The following is a 19,116-nucleotide window of genomic DNA, read 5'->3' on the forward strand; positions in this document are numbered from 1 at the left end:
CAATAGATTTTTAAACTATTCAAAATAAACAAAACCAAGTACTTTGTACATCGTGCATCGTACATAATACAATAAATAAAAATGGCAAAAGATATTAAATTCGATATTGAATCAAGAGATGCTTTAAAAAGAGGTGTTGATGCATTGGCAAATGCAGTAAAAGTAACATTAGGACCAAAAGGTCGTAACGTTGTTTTAGAAAAATCTTTCGGTGCTCCACATGTCACAAAAGATGGAGTTTCTGTAGCAAAAGAAATCGAATTGGAAGATCCAATCGAAAACTTAGGTGCTCAAATGGTAAAAGAAGTTGCTTCTAAAACAAATGATGTTGCCGGTGACGGAACTACTACTGCAACAGTTTTAGCACAAGCTATCGTTCGCGAAGGTTTAAAAAATGTTGCGGCTGGTGCAAACCCAATGGATTTAAAACGTGGTATTGATAAAGCAGTTGCTGGTATCGTTGCGAATTTAAAAGAACAATCTCAAGAAGTTGGTGATTCTTCAGAAAAAATCAAACAGGTTGCGTCTATCTCTGCAAATAATGATGATACAATCGGATCATTAATCGCTGAAGCTTTCTCTAAAGTTGGAAAAGAAGGTGTGATCACTGTTGAAGAAGCGAAAGGAACAGAAACGTATGTTGATGTTGTAGAAGGAATGCAATTTGATCGTGGATACCAATCTCCATACTTCGTAACAAATGCAGATAAAATGATTGCGGAATTAGAAAATCCTTACATTTTATTGTGTGAGAAAAAAATCTCTAACTTACAGGAAATCTTACCTCTATTAGAACCGGTTGCTCAATCAGGACGTCCATTCTTAATCATTTCTGAAGAAGTTGAAGGTCAAGCTTTGGCAACTTTAGTGGTTAACCGTTTAAGAGGATCATTAAAAATAGCTGCTGTTAAAGCACCAGGATTTGGAGATCGTCGCAAAGCAATGTTACAAGATATCGCCATCTTAACAGGAGGTACAGTTATTTCTGAGGAGCAAGGAATTACGTTAGAAACTGCTACTTTAGAAATGTTAGGAACAGCTGAAAGAGTTGTTATCGACAAAGACAATACAACTGTTGTGAACGGAGCAGGAGATGCAGAACAAATTAAATCTCGAGTAAACCAAATTAAAGCACAAATCGAAACGACAACTTCTGATTATGACCGCGAAAAACTGCAAGAGCGTTTAGCTAAATTAGCTGGAGGTGTTGCTGTATTGTATGTTGGTGCTGCTTCTGAAGTTGAAATGAAAGAAATCAAAGATCGTGTAGACGATGCTTTACACGCAACTCGTGCCGCTGTTGAAGAAGGTATTGTTGCTGGTGGTGGTGTTGCTTTTGTTAGAGCTTTGTCTAACTTAACAATCGAAACAACAAATGCTGACGAAGCGACAGGTGTTAAAATTGTTACTCGTGCAATCGAGGAACCATTACGCCAAATCGTTCACAACGCAGGTGGTGAAGGTTCTGTAGTGGTAGCAAAAGTAAAAGAAGGAACAGGTGATTTCGGATACAATGCAAAAACTGATGAATATGTTAACATGATCGAAGCTGGAGTTATTGATCCAACTAAAGTTGCTCGTGTTGCATTAGAAAATGCTGCTTCTGTTGCAGGTATGTTAATCACGACTGAAGCTGTTGTTACAGAAATTAAAAAAGATGAGCCAGCTATGCCACCAATGGGAGGTGGAATGCCGGGGATGATGTAATCATCGCTTCATCAATTCATATAAAAAATGCCATCCTTCCGGATGGCATTTTTATTAAGCCATAAATAAAAAACTATATAATTGTCGATTTTCCCATCAAGACGTTTTCAAAATTGAAATACGAATGATGATCATGATCACTCAATAATATCTTTGCAATGTAGTTTGTAACAACAGATGTCGAATAATCACTTGTTTCATCTAAATCTGACGTTACAATCAAATTATTAATCGCATTCTCCACAGCTTTCTCTATCGCTTTTGCTCCTTCTTCTAATTCCAAATAACGCAACATCATTGCCGCACTCAAAATAGAAGCCATCGGATTTGCAATTCCTTTTCCTTTTGCTTGTGGATAAGAACCATGTATAGGTTCGAATAATGCATTTTCTGTACCAATAGAAGCAGATGGTAATAAACCAATACTTCCTCCAATTACACTTCCTTCATCTGAAATAATATCTCCAAACATATTCTCTGTCAAAATCACATCAAATTGCTTAGGATTAAGAATTAACTGCATTGCTGCATTGTCAACAAATAAATAATCTAATTCTACTTCCGGATATTCCGGACTAATTTCCATCGTAACTTTTCGCCACAAACGAGACGTGTCCAACACATTTGCTTTGTCTACTAAGGTTACTTTTTTGCGACGTTTCATTGCTTCCTGAAAAGCTAAATGTGTAATTTGCTCAATATCTTTTCTATTGTACGAGCACGTATCATACGCATGCGAACCATCTTGCGCCGTAAATTTCTCCCCGAAATAAATTCCGTTAATCAATTCACGAAAAATCACCATATCTGTACCTTCAATGTAGGAACGCTTCAACGGGCTTTTCCCCAACAAAGATTCGTAAGCCTTGATCGGACGGATATTTGCAAATAAACCAAGTTCCTTTCTCAACTTTAACAAACCTTGTTCGGGACGAACTTTAGCGTTCGGATTATTATCATATTTTGGATCTCCAATTGCTCCAAATAAAACTGCATCCGAATTTTTACACAATTGCAGTGTCTCTTCTGGCAAAGGACTTCCTGTTTCGTCAATTGCAATCGCTCCGATCAAAGCTTGCTCAAATTCGAAATTATATTTGAAAACTTGTTCTACAACTTTCAGAATTTTTATTGTTTCCGAAACGACTTCTGGTCCTATTCCATCGCCAGGAAGTACAGCAATTTTATGCATTTTCATCTTGTAAAGATTTATGATTTTGTTCGTAAGCTTCTATTTTGTCTTTCTGACTGATTAAGAAATCAATATCATCATACCCATTTAATAAACAGATTTTTTTATAAGAATCAACCTCAAAATTGATAGATTGACTTTGAATTCCCAAGGTTTGATTTTCCAAATCAACTTCAAATTCTGTTGAAGGGTTTTGATCGATTATCTCAAATATTTGATTTAAAATTTCATCTGAAACAACAATTGGTAAAATTCCGTTATTCAACGCATTTCCTTTAAAAATATCCGCAAAATAACTACTAATTACAACATCAAATCCGTAATCTTTTATTGCCCAAGCTGCGTGTTCACGGCTGCTTCCACAACCAAAATTTTTTCCGACAACTAATATTTTCCCTACATATTTTGAATCATTCAGTGGAAAATTCTCAATTTTTTCATTCTCTTGATTAAATCGCCAATCTCTGAACAAATTATCTCCAAAACCTTCTCTGCTAATCGCTTTTAAAAAACGGGCCGGTATAATTTGATCGGTGTCTATATTTTCTATTTTAATCGGAACTGCCGATGATTTAAGCTGATTAATTGAATCCATTTCGTGCTAATTTTAATTAATATCAACAACCTTTCCATGAATTGCCGCTGCTGCCGCAATCAAAGGACTTGCTAATAATGTTCTTGAATTTGGTCCTTGTCGTCCTTCAAAATTTCTATTTGAAGTTGAAACACAATATTTCCCTGCCGGAACTTTATCTTCATTCATCGCTAAACAAGCTGAACAACCAGGTTCTCGCAGCTTAAAACCTGAAGCTTCAAAAATTTTATCCAGTCCTTCTTCTATTGCTTGCTTTTCTACAAGTTTTGAACCGGGAACAATCCAAGCTGTCACATTTTCATTGCGCTGTTTTCCCTTTACATAATCTGCGACTTGACGTAAATCCTCAATTCTCGCATTGGTACAACTTCCTATAAAGACATAATCAATCGGATGATTAATAATCGATTGGCTATCTTTAAATCCCATATATTTCAACGCCTTTTCAAAAGATTCTTTCTCATTTTCGTTTAATGAATCTTTTGAAGGAATGGCATCTTTCACCGAAATTCCCATTCCGGGATTTGTTCCAAACGTAATCATCGGATAAATATCTGCTGCTTCAAACTCTATTTCTTCATCAAAAACCGCATCTTTATCACTTGGTAAAGTTTTCCAATACGCTACTTTTTGTTTCCATTCTTCTCCTTTCGGCGCAAATGGTTTGTCTTTTAAATAAGCAAAAGTTGTTTCATCTGGTGCAATCATTCCACCGCGAGCTCCCATTTCTATCGACATATTACAAACGGTCATCCGTCCTTCCATCGACATATTTTCGAAAACATCTCCGGCATATTCGCAGAAATAACCAGTTCCGGCATTTGTTCCAACTTTAGAAATGATATATAAAATCACGTCTTTCGGTTGAACATTTGGATTTAATTTTCCATTCACTTTAATTCGCATCGATTTTGGTTTATTCATCAACAAACATTGACTTGCAAAAACCTGAGCGACTTGGCTGGTCCCAATTCCAAAAGCAATTGCACCAAAAGCTCCATGTGTCGAAGTATGGCTATCGCCACAAACCATACTCATTCCCGGTTGCGTAATTCCTAATTCAGGTGAAATAATATGAACAATTCCTTGATAAGGGTGACCTAATCCGTAAAATGTAATGTTATTTTTTTCGCAATTGAAAGCTAATTTTTCCAATTGTTGCTTTGATAAAGGGTCACGAACCGGTTGATTCTGATCAATGGTCGGAACATTATGATCTGCTGTTGCAACAATTTGATTTGGACGATAAACCGGAATATTTCTCGCTTCTAGTTCTGCAAATGCTTGTGGACTTGTGACTTCATGAATCAAGTGTTTATCGATATAAATGACTTGCGGACCGTTTTCTACTTGGCTTACAATATGTGCATCCCAAACTTTATCGAATAGTGTTCTCATGCAAATTTTCTTTGAATTGTTTGAGTAAACTGATGCATTAACCCGATTAAATCTTCACGTACAACTTCTTTTTTTGAATCAGCTATCTCTAAAAATTGTTCGTACAAAATATCTAATTCATTTTTAGAAGTATCAAAACCAATATCTTTAAGACGATAAGCCAATGCTGAACGTCCGCTTCGGGCTGTCAAAATAATCGACGATTCGTTTACCCCAACATCTGCAGGGTTAATAATTTCATAAGTTTCGCGATTTTTTATCACACCATCTTGATGAATTCCAGAACTATGCGCAAAAGCATTTGAACCAACAATTGCTTTATTTGGTTGAACCATCATTCCCATTGTTTCAGACGTTAATTGACTCAATTCTGTCAACATTTGTGCATTGATATCTGTGTAAAAGTTTAGTTCTTTGTGCTGTTTAAAAATCATCACAATTTCTTCTAAAGCTGTATTACCGGCTCTCTCTCCAATACCATTAATTGTACATTCTATTTGTCGTGCTCCATTTATTACTCCTGCTACAGCATTTGCCGTTGCCAGTCCCAAATCATTATGATTATGACACGAAATAATGACATTCTCAATTCCCTGAACGTTATCTCTTAAGTATTTAATTTTATTTCCATACTCAAGCGGTAAACAATAACCTGTTGTATCCGGAATATTAAGAACAGTTGCACCTGCCTTTATGACTTCTTCGCATACTTTAGCTAGAAAAGCATTATCTGTTCTTCCAGCATCTTCGGCATAAAATTCGACATCATCTACAAACGTCTTTGCATAAGTTACAGCTTCTACAGCACGTTCAATTATTGCTTCACGATTCGAATTGAACTTATAAATAATATGTGAATCTGACGTTCCTATTCCTGTATGAATTCTTGGTTTAGCTGCAGATTGTAATGCTTTCGCTGCAGATTCTATATCTTTTTTATTCGCACGAGTTAATCCGCATACCGTTGTATTTTTCACTAATTTTGAAATTGCATTCACCGCTTCAAAATCTCCAGGGCTTGAAATTGGAAAACCAGCTTCTATCACATCTACACCTAGTTCATCTAATCTGGCAGCAATCTCTAACTTTTGTTTTTTATTTAATTTGCATCCTGGTACTTGCTCTCCATCTCTTAGTGTTGTATCAAAAATTTGAATCTTTTCGGCACTCATTGCAATTTGTTTTGATTGTTATTGTGATGTAAAATTAAAATTGTACTAACTTTAATTTTCTTAGAAAAAAGATATTTTACAATTCTTAAAGATATTTTAAAACAAATATAACCCTCAAAAACAACTACTTAAAACTAATTTAATTACAATGTCAAATCATAATAAAGATGCACTTTTTAGTTTAATAAAATCGCTTAACCGTTCCGAAAAACGTCAATTTAAACTTTATGTAAATCGTTTACAAATCAATGCTGATGCAAAATTTCTATTACTTTTCGATTTATTGGATAAGCTAAACGAGTATGATGAAAATATTATTTTAAAGAAAAAAATTACAACGAAACTCCAATTATCCAACTTAAAAGCACATTTGTACAAACAGATTTTATTTAGTTTGAGAATGAATCCTTCCCAACAGAATACACGTATGCAAATACGGGAACAATTTGATTTTGCAACTATTTTATATCAAAAAGGGTTGCACAAACAAAGTCTCAAAATGTTGGATAAAGCTAAAACACAAGCGTTAGAGTTAGACGAAAAAACTATAGCATATGACATTCTTGAATTAGAAAAAATTATTGAATCTCAATTTATTACACGTAGTATTTTCGGGCGAGCAGATCAGCTGATTGAACAATCAGAAGAGCTGAGTTTACAGAATTTACAAGCAAGCAAGCTGTCCAATTTATCCTTAAAATTATATAGTATTTTATTGGAAAATGGTTATGCGAAGAACAAAGAAGAAATTGATCACATTCAGCATTTTTTTGATACGGAGACAAAAAACATTGACTTTAACCGATTAAAATTCAAAGAAAAATTATGGTTTTACAAAGCCAATGTTTGGTTATCTATGTTAACGCAAAACCTTGAGAACTCGTATGAATTTTCGAAAAAATGGGTTGAACTGTTTTACGAAAAAAAAGAAAGGATTCTGAGTCATCCTGTCTGGTTTATTAAAGGAAACTCATATTTATTAAAAATTTTGTACCTGAAAAAGGATTCTCAAGAATTCAAATTCTGGTTTGATAAACTGGAAACTGTTTATAATATTTTACCATTGAATGATAATGTAGAGGCACTTTGGTTTATCAATAAATTTAACAGTAAACTGAATTATTTTTTTATCAATCCGAAAGAAAATATTAGCCCTTTTTTGATTAAAGATATTTTAAGGGAAATAAAATCGCATCAACATAAAATCGATCAGCATCATATTTTAGTTCTTTATCTCAAGATTGCTGCTTACCATTTTTTGAATAAAGACTGGAATAATTCGTTCGAATATTGTCAAAAAATTATTCAAAGTGATACCTCTATTCAAGAAGATTTGTATTTCTATACATTGGTTCTCATTATGATGAATTTATATGATTCTGGCAATGATCAGGAACTGGATGCCTATTCTTATAAAACACATCAGTTCTGTAAGAAAATGAAAAATAGTAATATTATTACGCGAAAAATAAGTTTATTTTTTATTGAGTTGAATGACTTATTTCCTCATGAAAAGGTAAAAGCTTTCAGAGAATTAGACGAATTTCTAAAAGATGCTGATAATCAAAGTTTATTGAGGAGAAATACCAATTACATCAATCTTAGACGCTGGATAGAAGATAAAATTTAAGTCTGAGAAATTAATTTTATAACTTTTAAATAACTCTGAAATTTTTACTGTTTAGTGTATATTTACAACTATAACAAATACTGAAATAATATGTATCAAGATTACATCGTCGGCGAACATAAAGCAGACAAAGGAAAGAGGTTTATCAATTACATTGTTGATATCATTGCTTATTTAGCATTTACATTTTGCATGGGATTATTCCTTGGTGTTTTTTCAATGATTACCCATATTGGTTTACCAAAAAATGACCTTTTTTACAACATACTTGGTATAGGTTGTCTCATTATTTATTATTTCGTTATTGAAACTCTGACAAAAGGTCGTTCAATAGGAAAGTTTATTACAGGAACTAAAGTTGTCATGATTGACAGTTCAACTCCAACAACAAAAGACTATTTTATGCGTAGTTTGTGTCGTATTATTCCATTCGAACCATTAACTTTTTTAGGAGAAAATGGCTGGCATGATTCAATTACAAAAACGACAGTTGTCAATAAAAAAGCTTTTGAACTTGATTTATCAAGTCAAGACAGTATTGAACATATTGGCCATACTGATATTGAAAAATCTTCTATAAAATAATAAGCAAAGAATATTCCGGGTTAAAAGAATTTATGTAATAAATCATTCTTTTTTCTGCGTATAATTTCGCAAAAAAGGCTATTTATTAATACCTTTGCAACGTAAATATATTTTTGAGAAATGGAAAAACAACCTCAAGAGGTAGTATTAGTTGGTGCAGGTATCATGAGTGCTACCCTAAGCATACTTCTTAAAAAAATCAATCCGGCTATTAAGATTTCTGTTTTCGAAAAATTAGATAAGATTGGATTTGAAAGTTCTGATGCTTTCAATAATGCTGGTACTGGTCATTCTGCTTTTTGTGAATTGAATTACACACCAATGGACAAAAACGGAGTGGTAAATATTGATAAAGCAATTAATATTGCAAAACAATTTGAAACTTCGAAAGAGTTTTGGTCTTACTTAGTCGAGAATAATTACGTTTCTTCTCCTGAAAAATTTTTACGTCCTACACCGCATATGTCTTTTGTATGGGGAGATGATGATGTAAATTTCTTGAGAAAACGTTACGAAAAATTATCACAACATCCTTTATTTAAAGAGATGGAGTATTCTGAAGATATTTCAAAAATAAAAGAATGGACTCCCTTAATTGTTGACGGTAGAAAAGGTAATGAGAAAGTTGCGGCAACGCACATGAACTTGGGAACTGATGTAAATTTTGGAGAATTAACCCGTCAAATTTTCAAAGGCTTACAAGACAAAAATGAAATTACATTAGAAACTGAACACGAAGTAAAAGACTTAACACGTCTTAGCAACGGAAAATGGGCTATAAAAGTAAAAGATCTTAAATCTGGAAGTAATAAAGCTGTTAATGCAGATTTTGTATTTATCGGTGCAGGCGGTGGAGCAATTTTATTGTTACAAAAATCCGGTATTCCGGAATCGAAAAAATTCGGAGGTTTTCCTGTTGGTGGTCAATGGTTAATTTGTCAAAATGAAGAAGTAATCAAAAAACACCATGCAAAAGTATATGGAAAAGCAAAAATTGGTGCACCACCAATGTCTGTTCCTCACCTTGATACACGTGTGATTGACGGAAAACAGTCTTTATTATTTGGTCCTTTTGCTACATTTTCAACTAAATTCTTAAAATACGGTTCTAATTGCGATTTATTCAAATCTGTTAACGTAGGTAATGTAGGTTTCTTGATGAATTGTGGATTAAATAATATCGATTTAACGAAGTATTTGATTGAACAAGTTATGCTGTCAAAAGCAAAAAAAGTAGAATCATTACGAGAATATTTTCCAGAAGCGAAATTAGAAGATTGGTTTGAACAAACTGCCGGACAACGTGTACAAGTGATCGAACAACAAAACGGAAAAGGAGTTTTAAAATTTGGAACAGAAATCGTAACATCTCAGGATGGTTCTATATCTGCCTTATTAGGAGCTTCTCCCGGAGCATCAACTTCTGTAAGCGCTATGTTGAACTTAATGAAACAATGCTTCCCTGAATTGATGAAAAACAATTGGAACGAGGCTATTAAAGAAATGATTCCTTCTTACGGAGAAGATTTAGCACAAGCTGAATTAGTTGAAGCATCAAGAGCTCGTACAACTAAAGTGCTTAAAATTTTAGATTAAGATTATTCTAATCCTATATATTCCTGGTAAATACTATTACCAGGATTTTTTTTGAATAATTAAATGAAATAAAAAAAGGTTTGAGAATACATTCTCAAACCTTTTCATTTTTTCTGAACATCTTAGTCTTGTATTAGTCTTCGCTTTTTAAGATTTCGTATTCAACTTGCATCACTCCTGTATTGGTGTGACCAATTTCGCTGAATGCAGCTTGACTTAAGTCTAAAACTCTAGATTTAGCGTATGGACCTCTGTCGTTAATTTCTACAACTACAGATTTACCATTTCTGATATTCGTAACTTTTACTTTCGTACCAAATGGTAAAGACTTATGGGCAGCCGTTAGTTCGTGTTTGTCATACGTTTCACCACTAGCTGTCTTGCGTCCGTGGAATTTGTCTCCATACCAAGAAACAACTCCTGTCGAGATTTTTCGAGCACTATTCTCGATAAGTTCTCCAACCAACTTTTCATCTTCAACTGATAATGTATCTTTCTTGATGGTATCATTATCAATATCATTACTAAATCTTTTCTCAGAAGCTGGCATAATAATTGTGTCATTATGACCAGAATCCTTAAAAATTTTACCATCAGCATTTGCTATTGGAAAAATCATTAACATTGCTATAAACGCTGTAATGCTTTTCGTCATCCTTTAGATTTTTCTGATTTACTTTGCAAATTTAAGGGTATAAACACCTTCTTATTTAGAATTATTCTAATCCATTGATTTTTAATTCTAAAATCTCTTGTGCTTTGCTGATTTAGATGCTTACAGCGATTTGTTAATTTAATGTTAAAATAAAGATTGAATCCTAATTTTTTTGGCAATTATTTATTTAAACCGGATATATCATTGATAATCAACGAATAATCATTTTGTAAAAATTGAAGAAATTTATTAAATAAAGAAACAAAAAAGGTAAAGTTTTGTCAACTTTACCTTTTCTTAATTTTTAAAGATTTAAAAATCAATTATAAACTCGCTAAAATGTCTTTTACTTTAGCCGAAATCAATTTTCCTTCTGCTTTACCTGCTAATTTAGAAGATGCTGCTCCCATTACTTTTCCCATATCTTTTGGAGAAGTAGCACCAACCTCAGCAACAATTTCTTTTATTGCTACAGTTAATTCTTCATCTGTTAATTGAGCTGGTAAAAATTGTTGAATAACTTCTGCTTGCGCCAATTCCTTTTCTGCTAATTCAGGACGAGCATTTGTTTCGAATTGTTCAGCAGCTTCTTTACGTTGTTTGACTAACTTTTGTAATAAAGCTATTTCTTGGTCTTCTGACAATTCTCCATTAGCTCCAGATGTTTTTGCTAATAATAATTCAGATTTCACAGCTCTTAAAGCTTCTAAGGCAACAGTATTTTTAGCTTTCATCGCTTCTTTTAACTGTCCCATTATTTGGGTTTCTAAATTCATGATTTTTGCTTTTAGACTACAAATTTAAGACAAAAAAAGGCTCATCGCAAAAGCAATGAACCTTTTCTATAATAAGAATATTTTTTACGAGTGATCGCCTATTAATCTACATTGTCATGTAGAAAATTATTTGGACGAATTTGTGTTTCGTTGTTTCGATTAGTTCCTACAGAAAAATCTGAAGACTGGTTATCCTGACGATCGGTTAAATTTAATCCTTGACGCTTATAAGCAGGAATTGCTTCATATTCATCTACCTGAGAATTTGTCATCGTGTTGTTAAATTTAAAATTAAATTGTTTCAACCGATTTCTTCTTTCCTCGATCATATTGTTTAATTCAGTATCATTTGATTCTTCAATCGGCTGATTAAACGGATCTACTGCAACTTGTACTTGTACTTGTTCAGGTTGAGGTACAGTTGAGTGCGATACATTTGATTGAACTGGTTCTACATTTCCATATCCTTCATTTTTAGGAGCCTTGTATCCTGTATAATTATTTTGAGGATAATTAGATTGTTCTGAAGCTACATGATTAGAATATGAATGATAGGATTGATTGTTATTCGTCACATCATTTGTTCGTTCCTGAGGACGATTAAAATCAGATTTTAAACGTGGTTCAAAATCATCATAAGAACGTTTTTCTTGTACAGGTTCATCCTCAATGTCATCTAATACATAACGTTTCGGAGCATTATTTTCTTCAAAAGATTGCTCTGGCGTATTGTGATAAGATTGTTGTTGAAAACTTTGGTTAATATCCGCATCTCGATAGTTATTTTGGGGAGCCTCCGGCATTTGATTTTGTTGAGACGTCTGTGGTGCTTGTGTAGAAGCATTAGAGCGTCCAAAATCTAATGTCATTGGTTTTACACGATTTACAAAAGGTTGATCAACAGATAATGTTTTATTAATCGGTTGTTCCTCTTCTAAAGTATGCACAATTTTTTGTTCTTCTTTTCCTGTATAAGCCTGGTCTTCCGTTGGGAAACCTGTAGCTACTACAGTTACAGAGATTGAATCACCTAAATCTAAATCCTCACCAATACCCATGATAATATTTGCACTATTTCCAGCTTCTTGTTGAATGTAATCATTGATGATACCAATTTCGTCCATTGTAATTTCATTATTACCAGACAAAATCAATAACAAAACGTTACGTGCTCCTGTAATTTTATTATTATTTAACAATGGAGAATCTAAAGCGGAAGAAATCGCATCTTTTGCTTTGTTTTCACCTGAACCTTGTGCAGATCCCATGATTGCTGTTCCTGAATTTTTCAATACAGTACGTGCATCACGTAAATCGATATTCATTGCATAGTGTTGTGTAATAACTTCTGCAATTCCTTTCGCTGCTGTTGTTAAAACCTCATCAGCTTTCGAGAAACCATTCTTGAACCCTAAGTTTCCATATAGCTCACGTAATTTATCATTGTTGATCACAATCAATGAATCTACATTTTGTCTTAATTTCTCGATACCTTTTTCAGCTTGTTCCAACCTCATTCTTCCTTCGAAAAAGAATGGCGCTGTTACAATACCTACTGTTAAGATATCCATTTCTTTTGCTATTCCGGCAATAACCGGTGCTGCTCCGGTTCCTGTACCACCACCCATTCCGGCAGTAATAAATACCATTTTAGTCCCTTCGTCTAAAACAGCTTTTACGTCATCCATGCTTTCGATAGCCGATTGCTCTCCCACTTCAGGGTTTGCTCCTGCTCCTAAACCTTCTGTAATGGCTTGTCCTAATTGAATTCGTGTTGGGACTGGACTATTCGCTAATGCTTGAGAGTCTGTATTACAAATCACAAATTCAACACCTGCGATTCCTTGTTCAAACATGTAGTTTACGGCATTGCTACCTCCACCACCTACTCCAATCACTTTGATTGCTTGAGATCGGCTCTTTGGTAAGTTGAACACAATATCTCCTGTTAACATATCACTCATATTCTTCTTATTAAATTGGTTCGTAATTTATTCTAGTTTATTCTTATTATTCAGTTTCGTTGATCATTTGGATAAATTTATCCGTCCATTTAGAAAAGAAATTCTTCTTTTCTGGTTTTGATTTTGTCTCTTTCTTATCACCAATTTCTTGGTCTAATAATTCGTCTACAACTTCTTCTCTTTTAGGTTTTCTGACGTCTTCTTCCACTTCAACCTCAACTTGTGATACTTTTGTTGATTGTTTTGGTTGAGCTGGACGAATACCTATTTCTAATTCTTCTTGGTTGTTCAAATTATTAATGACCGGTTTCTCGTAGATTTCGTGCTGATAATTTGCCTCTAACTCTTCCAAACCTTTCATCAACAATCCTACAGATGTTGCATATTCTGGCCCACTAATTTCTTCTGCTTTAGCTCCTACAATATGTTCATTCGAATAACCTATTCGCACATCCATTCCAGTAACGTATTCGGTCAATTGACGAATGTGTTTCAACTTAGATCCACCTCCTGTTAAGACGATTCCTGCAATCAATTTCTTATTTTGATCTTCGCAACCGTAATTTTTCAATTCCAAATATACTTGTTCTAAAATTTCCTGCACACGTGCATGGATAATTTGTGACAATCTTTTTAATGATATTTCTTTTGCCTCTCGTCCCTTTAATCCGGGAATCGATACAATTTCAGTTTCTTTATTTTCACCTGGCCATGCAGAACCAAATTTTTCTTTAAGTGCCTCTGCTTGTTTTCCGATGATTGAACACCCAACTTTAATATCTTCTGTAATTACATTACCACCAAACGGAATAACAGAAGTATGTCGAATGATATTATCTTTAAAAATTGCAATGTCAGTTGTCCCACCACCTATATCGATTAAAGCAACTCCAGCTTCTTTTTCTTCTTCACTTAGAGCAGCGCTTGATGAAGCAATAGGCTCTAACGTAATACTTGCTAAACGTAAACCGGCAGCTTTTACACAACGTGCAATATTTCTAATGGATGAAACCTGCCCTACAACCACATGAAAGTTCGCCTCTAAACGGCTACCATACATTCCGATTGGTTCTCGGATTTCACCTTCATTATCAACTTTAAACTCCTGAGGAAGAACATGGATAATTTCTTCTCCTGGTAACATGACCAATTTATAAACCTGATTGGTTAATAATTTCAAATCATTATCATCAATCACGTCTTCAGAATTGGTACGTGTAATATAATCACTATGTTGTAAGCTACGAATATGCTGACCGGCGATTCCAACGGTTACATCAGTAATCTTAACACCTGAAGACCTTTCAGCTTTTTCAATTGCTTCTTTTATCGAATTAATGGTTTGTGTAATATTATTCACTACCCCTCTGTGGACACCTAAACTTTTCGCTTGTCCATGTCCAAGAATTTCGATTTTTCCGTTTTCATTTTTTCTTCCGACAAGTGCTACAATCTTTGTAGTTCCTATGTCTAAGCCAACTGCAATCTTACTATTGTTCTCCATTTTTTATTCGTTTGGTTGCTACAACTTGGTTCACAAATTTTAAGCTCAATTTTTCATAATCTTCTGTTCCTATAAAATCAATGTATTGATTATAGAATAACTTTAGATTGTGTAACTTTTGTTCAAAGTTATTTAAGGTTCCTAATTCTATATAATAGTTTCCTGTATTAACAATTAAATTGAATGAACGTTGTCCTACTTTTTGAATTGCAATGATGTGATTTTTTAATAAATCGTCTGCTTTTAAAGCGTATACAAATTTACTCAAATCCTCATATTCATTCGGTTTTACATCACCAGAAACTAAAATTACATCCGCTGAACTTAATTTAGATAAAGGCATTTTATCGCCTTTTGTTGTCAAATAAAATTCATTTTTCAGCGTTTTCACTCTAGCAACTGCTGTTTTCGCTTTTATATCAAGCCGTAAATGTCCATTAATATCTTTACTTACCTGTACAGAATCCACAAATGGGCTTTCATTTACTTTTTGTTCGATATCTTTCACATCCACCTCTTTCAAAGTTTGTTTCAGAATATCTTTTCCTTCTTTATTGATAATTTCTCTTATCGATTCATCATTGATAAAATAATTCTCAACCGGCTGAACAAAGGCTACGTCTAATTTTTCCACTGGACGTGAAGCATTTTTAATTACCGTAAAACTAATCAAACCGATCAGTAGGGCAATTCCAAAAATCACTTTTATGATTTTCAATTTACGCTTCACCTAACCACTCTTTTATTGGTTTAACAATTGTATCTATATTACCTGCTCCGACAGTTAATAATACATCAAAATCTTGTTTTTTGATTTCGGTTAAACTATCTTCTAATGAAGATACTATTTTTTCTTTTAAATCTACCTTTTCAAGCAGCCAATTTGACGTAATTCCTTCAATTGGCAACTCTCTTGCAGGATAAATATCTAGCAAAATCAAACTATCTAATTGACTTAAACTTTGTCCGAACTCTTCCGCAAAATCCCGTGTACGTGTAAATAAATGTGGTTGAAATACACCTAACACTTTTTTTTCCGGGTACAATTCACGAACGGAACGAATTACTGCATCCAATTCAGTTGGGTGATGCGCATAATCATCGATGTAAATCTTTCCATTTGATTCAAAACGATTAAAACGCCTTTTCACCCCTACAAAAGTGGATAAAGCTTCTTTTATTTTATTATGTGGAACACCCATATAATCTGCCACAGCTAAAGCTGCTATTGCATTTTCCATGTTATGATGTCCCGGCAATAAAATTCCAACATCTTTCAATGTGCCATGTGGCATTTTGACGTCAAATACATAATGTCCATCAATAATTCTTACATTGTGTGCATTATAATCTGCATCTAAATCGACACCATATGTAAAAGCATTATCAAAAGGCAAACCTTTGTGAACAAATAATTTTTCTTCAACAATTGCTGCAAACTCTTGAAATGATTTTTTTACTTCCTCTCTCTCTCCATAAATGTCCAAATGATCTGCATCATCAGATGTGATAATCGCCAGCTTTGGAGAAAGACGTAAAAAAGAACGGTCAAATTCATCTGCTTCTGCAACGGTATATTTAGAACCATTTAAGATGATATTCGAATCATAATTTTCTGCAATACCTCCTAAAAAAGCTGTACATTCTACATTCGCAACTTTTAGAATATGGCCTAAAATTGATGATGTTGTGGTTTTCCCATGGGTTCCTGCAACACCAATATTGTACGTATGTTTTGTAATTTCACCTAATACCTCAGAACGCTTCATGACCTTAAAATCGTTTACCAAAAAATAATTCAATTCTGTATGATCTTTTGGTACTGCCGGCGTGTAAATCACCAATGTATTTTCTTGATTAATTCCTGCAGGAATTAAATCAATGTTATCTTCGAAATGAATATCAATTCCTTCAGCAATCAATTCAGTTGTCAGCTCAGTTTGCGTTTTGTCATAACCAACCACATTTTTACCAATTGACTTGAAGAAACGTTCCAAAGCGCTCATTCCGATTCCTCCTGCACCGATGAAATAATAATATGTTTTATCTAAAATATTCATTATAATAAATTCAATAATATATCTACAATCTCTTTTGTCGCATTAGGCTTACCTAATTGCTTGATATTTTGAGATAATTTATTTTTTAATTCTTCATTATTTGCCAAAGCGATTACTTCTTTGACTAAAGTTTGTTTGGCCTCAGCATCTTTCACCATAATTGCAGCATCTTTCTTTACCAAAGCTTCCGCATTTTTAGTTTGATGATCTTCTGCCGCAGTTGGTAATGGAAGCAAAATGGTCGCTTTTCCAACAATACACAATTCTGAAATTGCCATTGCACCTGCACGAGATACAATCATATCTGAAGCGGCATATGCATCTTTCATGTTATAAATAAATTCGGTTACATGAATTGTCGGATATTTATCACCAACGATATTTTTGATTTTGTGATAATCCAACTTCCCTGTCTGCCAAATTAACTGAACGCCACTCGCAACAAATTCATCTAAGTTTTCTAACCAAGCATTGTTCATTGCTCTTGATCCTTGCGAACCACCAACTGATAAAATAGTTGGTTTCTCTGTATCCAATTCAAACGCTGAAATTGCTTCTGCTTTTGAAGGTAAATTCTGAAAAATTTCGGCACGAATCGGATTTCCTGTATAATGCACTTTTTGCTGTGGAAACTGAGAAATTCCTTCGTACGCAGTGCAAATTGCAGCGGCTTTGTTTTTCAAAATTTTGTTGGTAATTCCGGGAAACGAATTCTGCTCTTGTAATAAAATTGGAACATTTTTATTTCCAGCAATCCACAACATCGGTCCGCTTGCGTAACCTCCTGTACCAACAGCTAAATCCGGTTGAAAATCTTTGTAAATCTTCTTTGCCAGGCTTAAGCTTTTTATCAATTTGAAAGGGAAATTAAAATTCGCTTTCATGTTACTTCTATCAAATCCAGAAATTGGCAAACCTTTTATCGTATAACCAACTTTTGGCACTTTCTCCATCTCCATTCTTCCTTCTGCCCCTACAAACAAAATTTGTGCATCCGGCAAACGACGTTTTACTTCGTCTGCGATCGCAATGGCCGGATAAATATGTCCACCTGTTCCTCCACCACTGATTAAAATTTTAGGCGATGTCTTCGATGTATTCTTCACTTAATACTTTTCTATCTTGTTCTAATTCTTCTTTCGATTTTATTTGAGTACTTACACTCAAAATTATTCCGAATGAAATACATGTCATCCAAATGGATGTTCCTCCATAACTAATCATTGGTAATGGTTGACCTGTCACCGGAATCAAATTAACGGCTACTGCCATATTTACCATAGCTTGTATTATAATTGGTAAGCCCACTGCAAATACAAGTAATGTACCAAATATGGTATGAATTTTAGATGCGATGATACAAATTCGAATTAAAATCAGAAGAAAAATTCCGATCAATAAAATTGCACCAATAGCACCATATTCTTCCACAATAATAGCAAAGATAAAATCGGATGAGGACTGAGGGAGAGTTTGCTTAAAAACACTTTTTCCTGGCCCAGCCATTTCATTCAATCCTCGTGCAATAGCTGCCTTAGCATGTAAAACCTGGTAACTCTCTAACCCTGAGTCATCATTAAATTTTTCTATACGCGACATCCATGTGTGCACACGTGAATTTGTAACCAAATCCGGTCGAGATAAAGCTAGCCAAACGAATCCTCCTCCAAGAATCAATCCTGTTGCAGCTATCGTAAACAAATATTTGAATGGAAATCCGCCTATAATCAATAATATACCGCACATTCCTGCTAACATCAACGCTGTTGATCCATTAGAAGGAAAAATCAATCCAACAATTACAAGGATTGGTAAGAATAATGGCAAAGCTGTATTTTTCCAGGTGTATTCTTTGTCTCTGTTTTTTGTCAAATAACGAGCTATATAAACCAATAATGCTTGAGATGCAATCATGGAAGGTTGAATTCCAATTCCTGTTCCAGGAATTGTCAACCAACGCGCTGCATTCGCACCGCCAATAGTCTGTCCTTGTATAAGGGTAATGGCTAAAACTCCTGAGAGCAAAACGACCGCACTTAAAGCAAATAGTCCAAACCAACGATAGTCTACACGTTGCAATCCATAAATAATCAATAACCCAATCAATAAAATGACGGCATGTTTTGCCAAGTGTCCAAAAATAGTTCCTGAGCCTACTGTATACACCAAGTTAGAACTTGCTGAATAAACAGGTAAGAACGAAAATAAAGCTAACAATAAGATGAAAGCCCAAAGAGGTTTATCCCCTTTAAAATATTTTTGTACGATGTTAGACATTGATT

The 19,116-nt window shown here is 34.1% G+C and carries 16 protein-coding genes; 4 read left to right on the top strand and 12 right to left on the bottom strand.

Annotated elements, in window-relative coordinates; genetic code table 11:
- Positions 1-81: 81 nt before the first annotated feature.
- The gene (gene groL / locus H277_RS0107780; protein WP_019975020.1) at positions 82-1,707 is read left to right on the top strand and encodes a chaperonin GroEL; all 1,626 of its coding nucleotides are present in this window, start codon (positions 82-84) and stop codon (positions 1,705-1,707) included.
- Between the two features lie 73 nt (positions 1,708-1,780).
- On the opposite strand, the gene leuB is transcribed toward groL, so the two are convergent.
- Genes leuB through H277_RS18805 form a run of 4 tightly spaced genes read right to left on the bottom strand, consistent with a single transcriptional unit; the run spans position 1,781 to position 6,064 of the window.
- Entirely contained in the window at positions 1,781-2,905 is a 1,125-nt protein-coding gene (leuB, locus tag H277_RS0107785; protein WP_019975021.1) for a 3-isopropylmalate dehydrogenase, read from the bottom strand.
- Positions 2,892-3,494, bottom strand: a complete 603-nt coding sequence (leuD, locus tag H277_RS0107790) for a 3-isopropylmalate dehydratase small subunit (RefSeq protein ID WP_019975022.1) — start codon at positions 3,492-3,494, stop codon at positions 2,892-2,894. Before leuD ends, leuB begins: the two co-directional genes overlap by 14 nt.
- A gap of 12 nt (positions 3,495-3,506) precedes the next feature.
- A complete protein-coding gene (gene leuC / locus H277_RS0107795) occupies positions 3,507-4,892 on the bottom strand; it encodes a 3-isopropylmalate dehydratase large subunit (RefSeq protein ID WP_019975023.1) in 1,386 nt (461 codons plus the stop codon).
- A complete protein-coding gene (locus tag H277_RS18805) occupies positions 4,889-6,064 on the bottom strand; it encodes a 2-isopropylmalate synthase (RefSeq protein ID WP_019975024.1) in 1,176 nt (391 codons plus the stop codon). Before H277_RS18805 ends, leuC begins: the two co-directional genes overlap by 4 nt.
- A 148-nt stretch (positions 6,065-6,212) precedes the next feature.
- Between H277_RS18805 and H277_RS0107805 the strand changes: the two genes are divergently transcribed.
- The 3 genes from H277_RS0107805 to mqo all read left to right on the top strand — a co-directional run bounded on the left by H277_RS0107805 (position 6,213) and on the right by mqo (position 9,875).
- Positions 6,213-7,694 (top strand): hypothetical protein, encoded by a 1,482-nt coding sequence (locus H277_RS0107805; RefSeq protein WP_019975025.1) that lies wholly within the window; start codon positions 6,213-6,215, stop codon positions 7,692-7,694.
- 90 nt (positions 7,695-7,784) lie between these two features.
- On the top strand, positions 7,785-8,279 hold the full coding sequence (locus tag H277_RS19695; RefSeq protein WP_019975026.1) for an RDD family protein: 495 nt from the start codon (positions 7,785-7,787) through the stop codon (positions 8,277-8,279).
- A 120-nt stretch (positions 8,280-8,399) separates the two neighbouring features.
- Complete coding sequence (mqo, locus tag H277_RS0107815; RefSeq protein WP_019975027.1) at positions 8,400-9,875, top strand: malate dehydrogenase (quinone); 1,476 nt, start codon at positions 8,400-8,402, stop codon at positions 9,873-9,875.
- A 133-nt stretch (positions 9,876-10,008) separates the two neighbouring features.
- Here mqo and H277_RS0107820 read toward each other — a convergent pair whose 3' ends face one another.
- From H277_RS0107820 to H277_RS0107855, 8 genes are all read right to left on the bottom strand, one after another.
- Complete coding sequence (locus tag H277_RS0107820; RefSeq protein ID WP_019975028.1) at positions 10,009-10,530, bottom strand: septal ring lytic transglycosylase RlpA family protein; 522 nt, start codon at positions 10,528-10,530, stop codon at positions 10,009-10,011.
- Positions 10,531-10,853: 323 nt separating this feature from the next.
- Positions 10,854-11,306 carry a GatB/YqeY domain-containing protein gene (locus H277_RS0107825; protein WP_019975029.1) on the bottom strand — a complete coding sequence of 151 codons (453 nt, stop codon included), beginning with the start codon at positions 11,304-11,306 and terminating at the stop codon, positions 10,854-10,856.
- A gap of 101 nt (positions 11,307-11,407) precedes the next feature.
- The gene (gene ftsZ, locus H277_RS0107830) at positions 11,408-13,261 is read right to left on the bottom strand and encodes a cell division protein FtsZ (protein WP_019975030.1); all 1,854 of its coding nucleotides are present in this window, start codon (positions 13,259-13,261) and stop codon (positions 11,408-11,410) included.
- 55 nt (positions 13,262-13,316) lie between these two features.
- On the bottom strand, positions 13,317-14,774 hold the full coding sequence (ftsA, locus tag H277_RS0107835) for a cell division protein FtsA (protein WP_019975031.1): 1,458 nt from the start codon (positions 14,772-14,774) through the stop codon (positions 13,317-13,319).
- Entirely contained in the window at positions 14,761-15,504 is a 744-nt protein-coding gene (locus H277_RS0107840; protein ID WP_019975032.1) for a cell division protein FtsQ/DivIB, read from the bottom strand. The genes ftsA and H277_RS0107840 overlap by 14 nt, the downstream gene beginning before the upstream one ends.
- The gene (murC, locus tag H277_RS0107845) at positions 15,494-16,834 is read right to left on the bottom strand and encodes a UDP-N-acetylmuramate--L-alanine ligase (RefSeq protein ID WP_019975033.1); all 1,341 of its coding nucleotides are present in this window, start codon (positions 16,832-16,834) and stop codon (positions 15,494-15,496) included. The genes H277_RS0107840 and murC overlap by 11 nt, the downstream gene beginning before the upstream one ends.
- Positions 16,834-17,940 (bottom strand): undecaprenyldiphospho-muramoylpentapeptide beta-N-acetylglucosaminyltransferase, encoded by a 1,107-nt coding sequence (gene murG, locus H277_RS0107850; protein WP_019975034.1) that lies wholly within the window; start codon positions 17,938-17,940, stop codon positions 16,834-16,836. The genes murC and murG overlap by 1 nt, the downstream gene beginning before the upstream one ends.
- Entirely contained in the window at positions 17,912-19,111 is a 1,200-nt protein-coding gene (locus H277_RS0107855; RefSeq protein ID WP_019975035.1) for an FtsW/RodA/SpoVE family cell cycle protein, read from the bottom strand. The genes murG and H277_RS0107855 overlap by 29 nt, the downstream gene beginning before the upstream one ends.
- Positions 19,112-19,116: the final 5 nt, after the last annotated feature.

The sequence above is a fragment of the Empedobacter brevis NBRC 14943 = ATCC 43319 genome (assembly GCF_000382425.1).
Taxonomy (GTDB): domain Bacteria; phylum Bacteroidota; class Bacteroidia; order Flavobacteriales; family Weeksellaceae; genus Empedobacter; species Empedobacter brevis.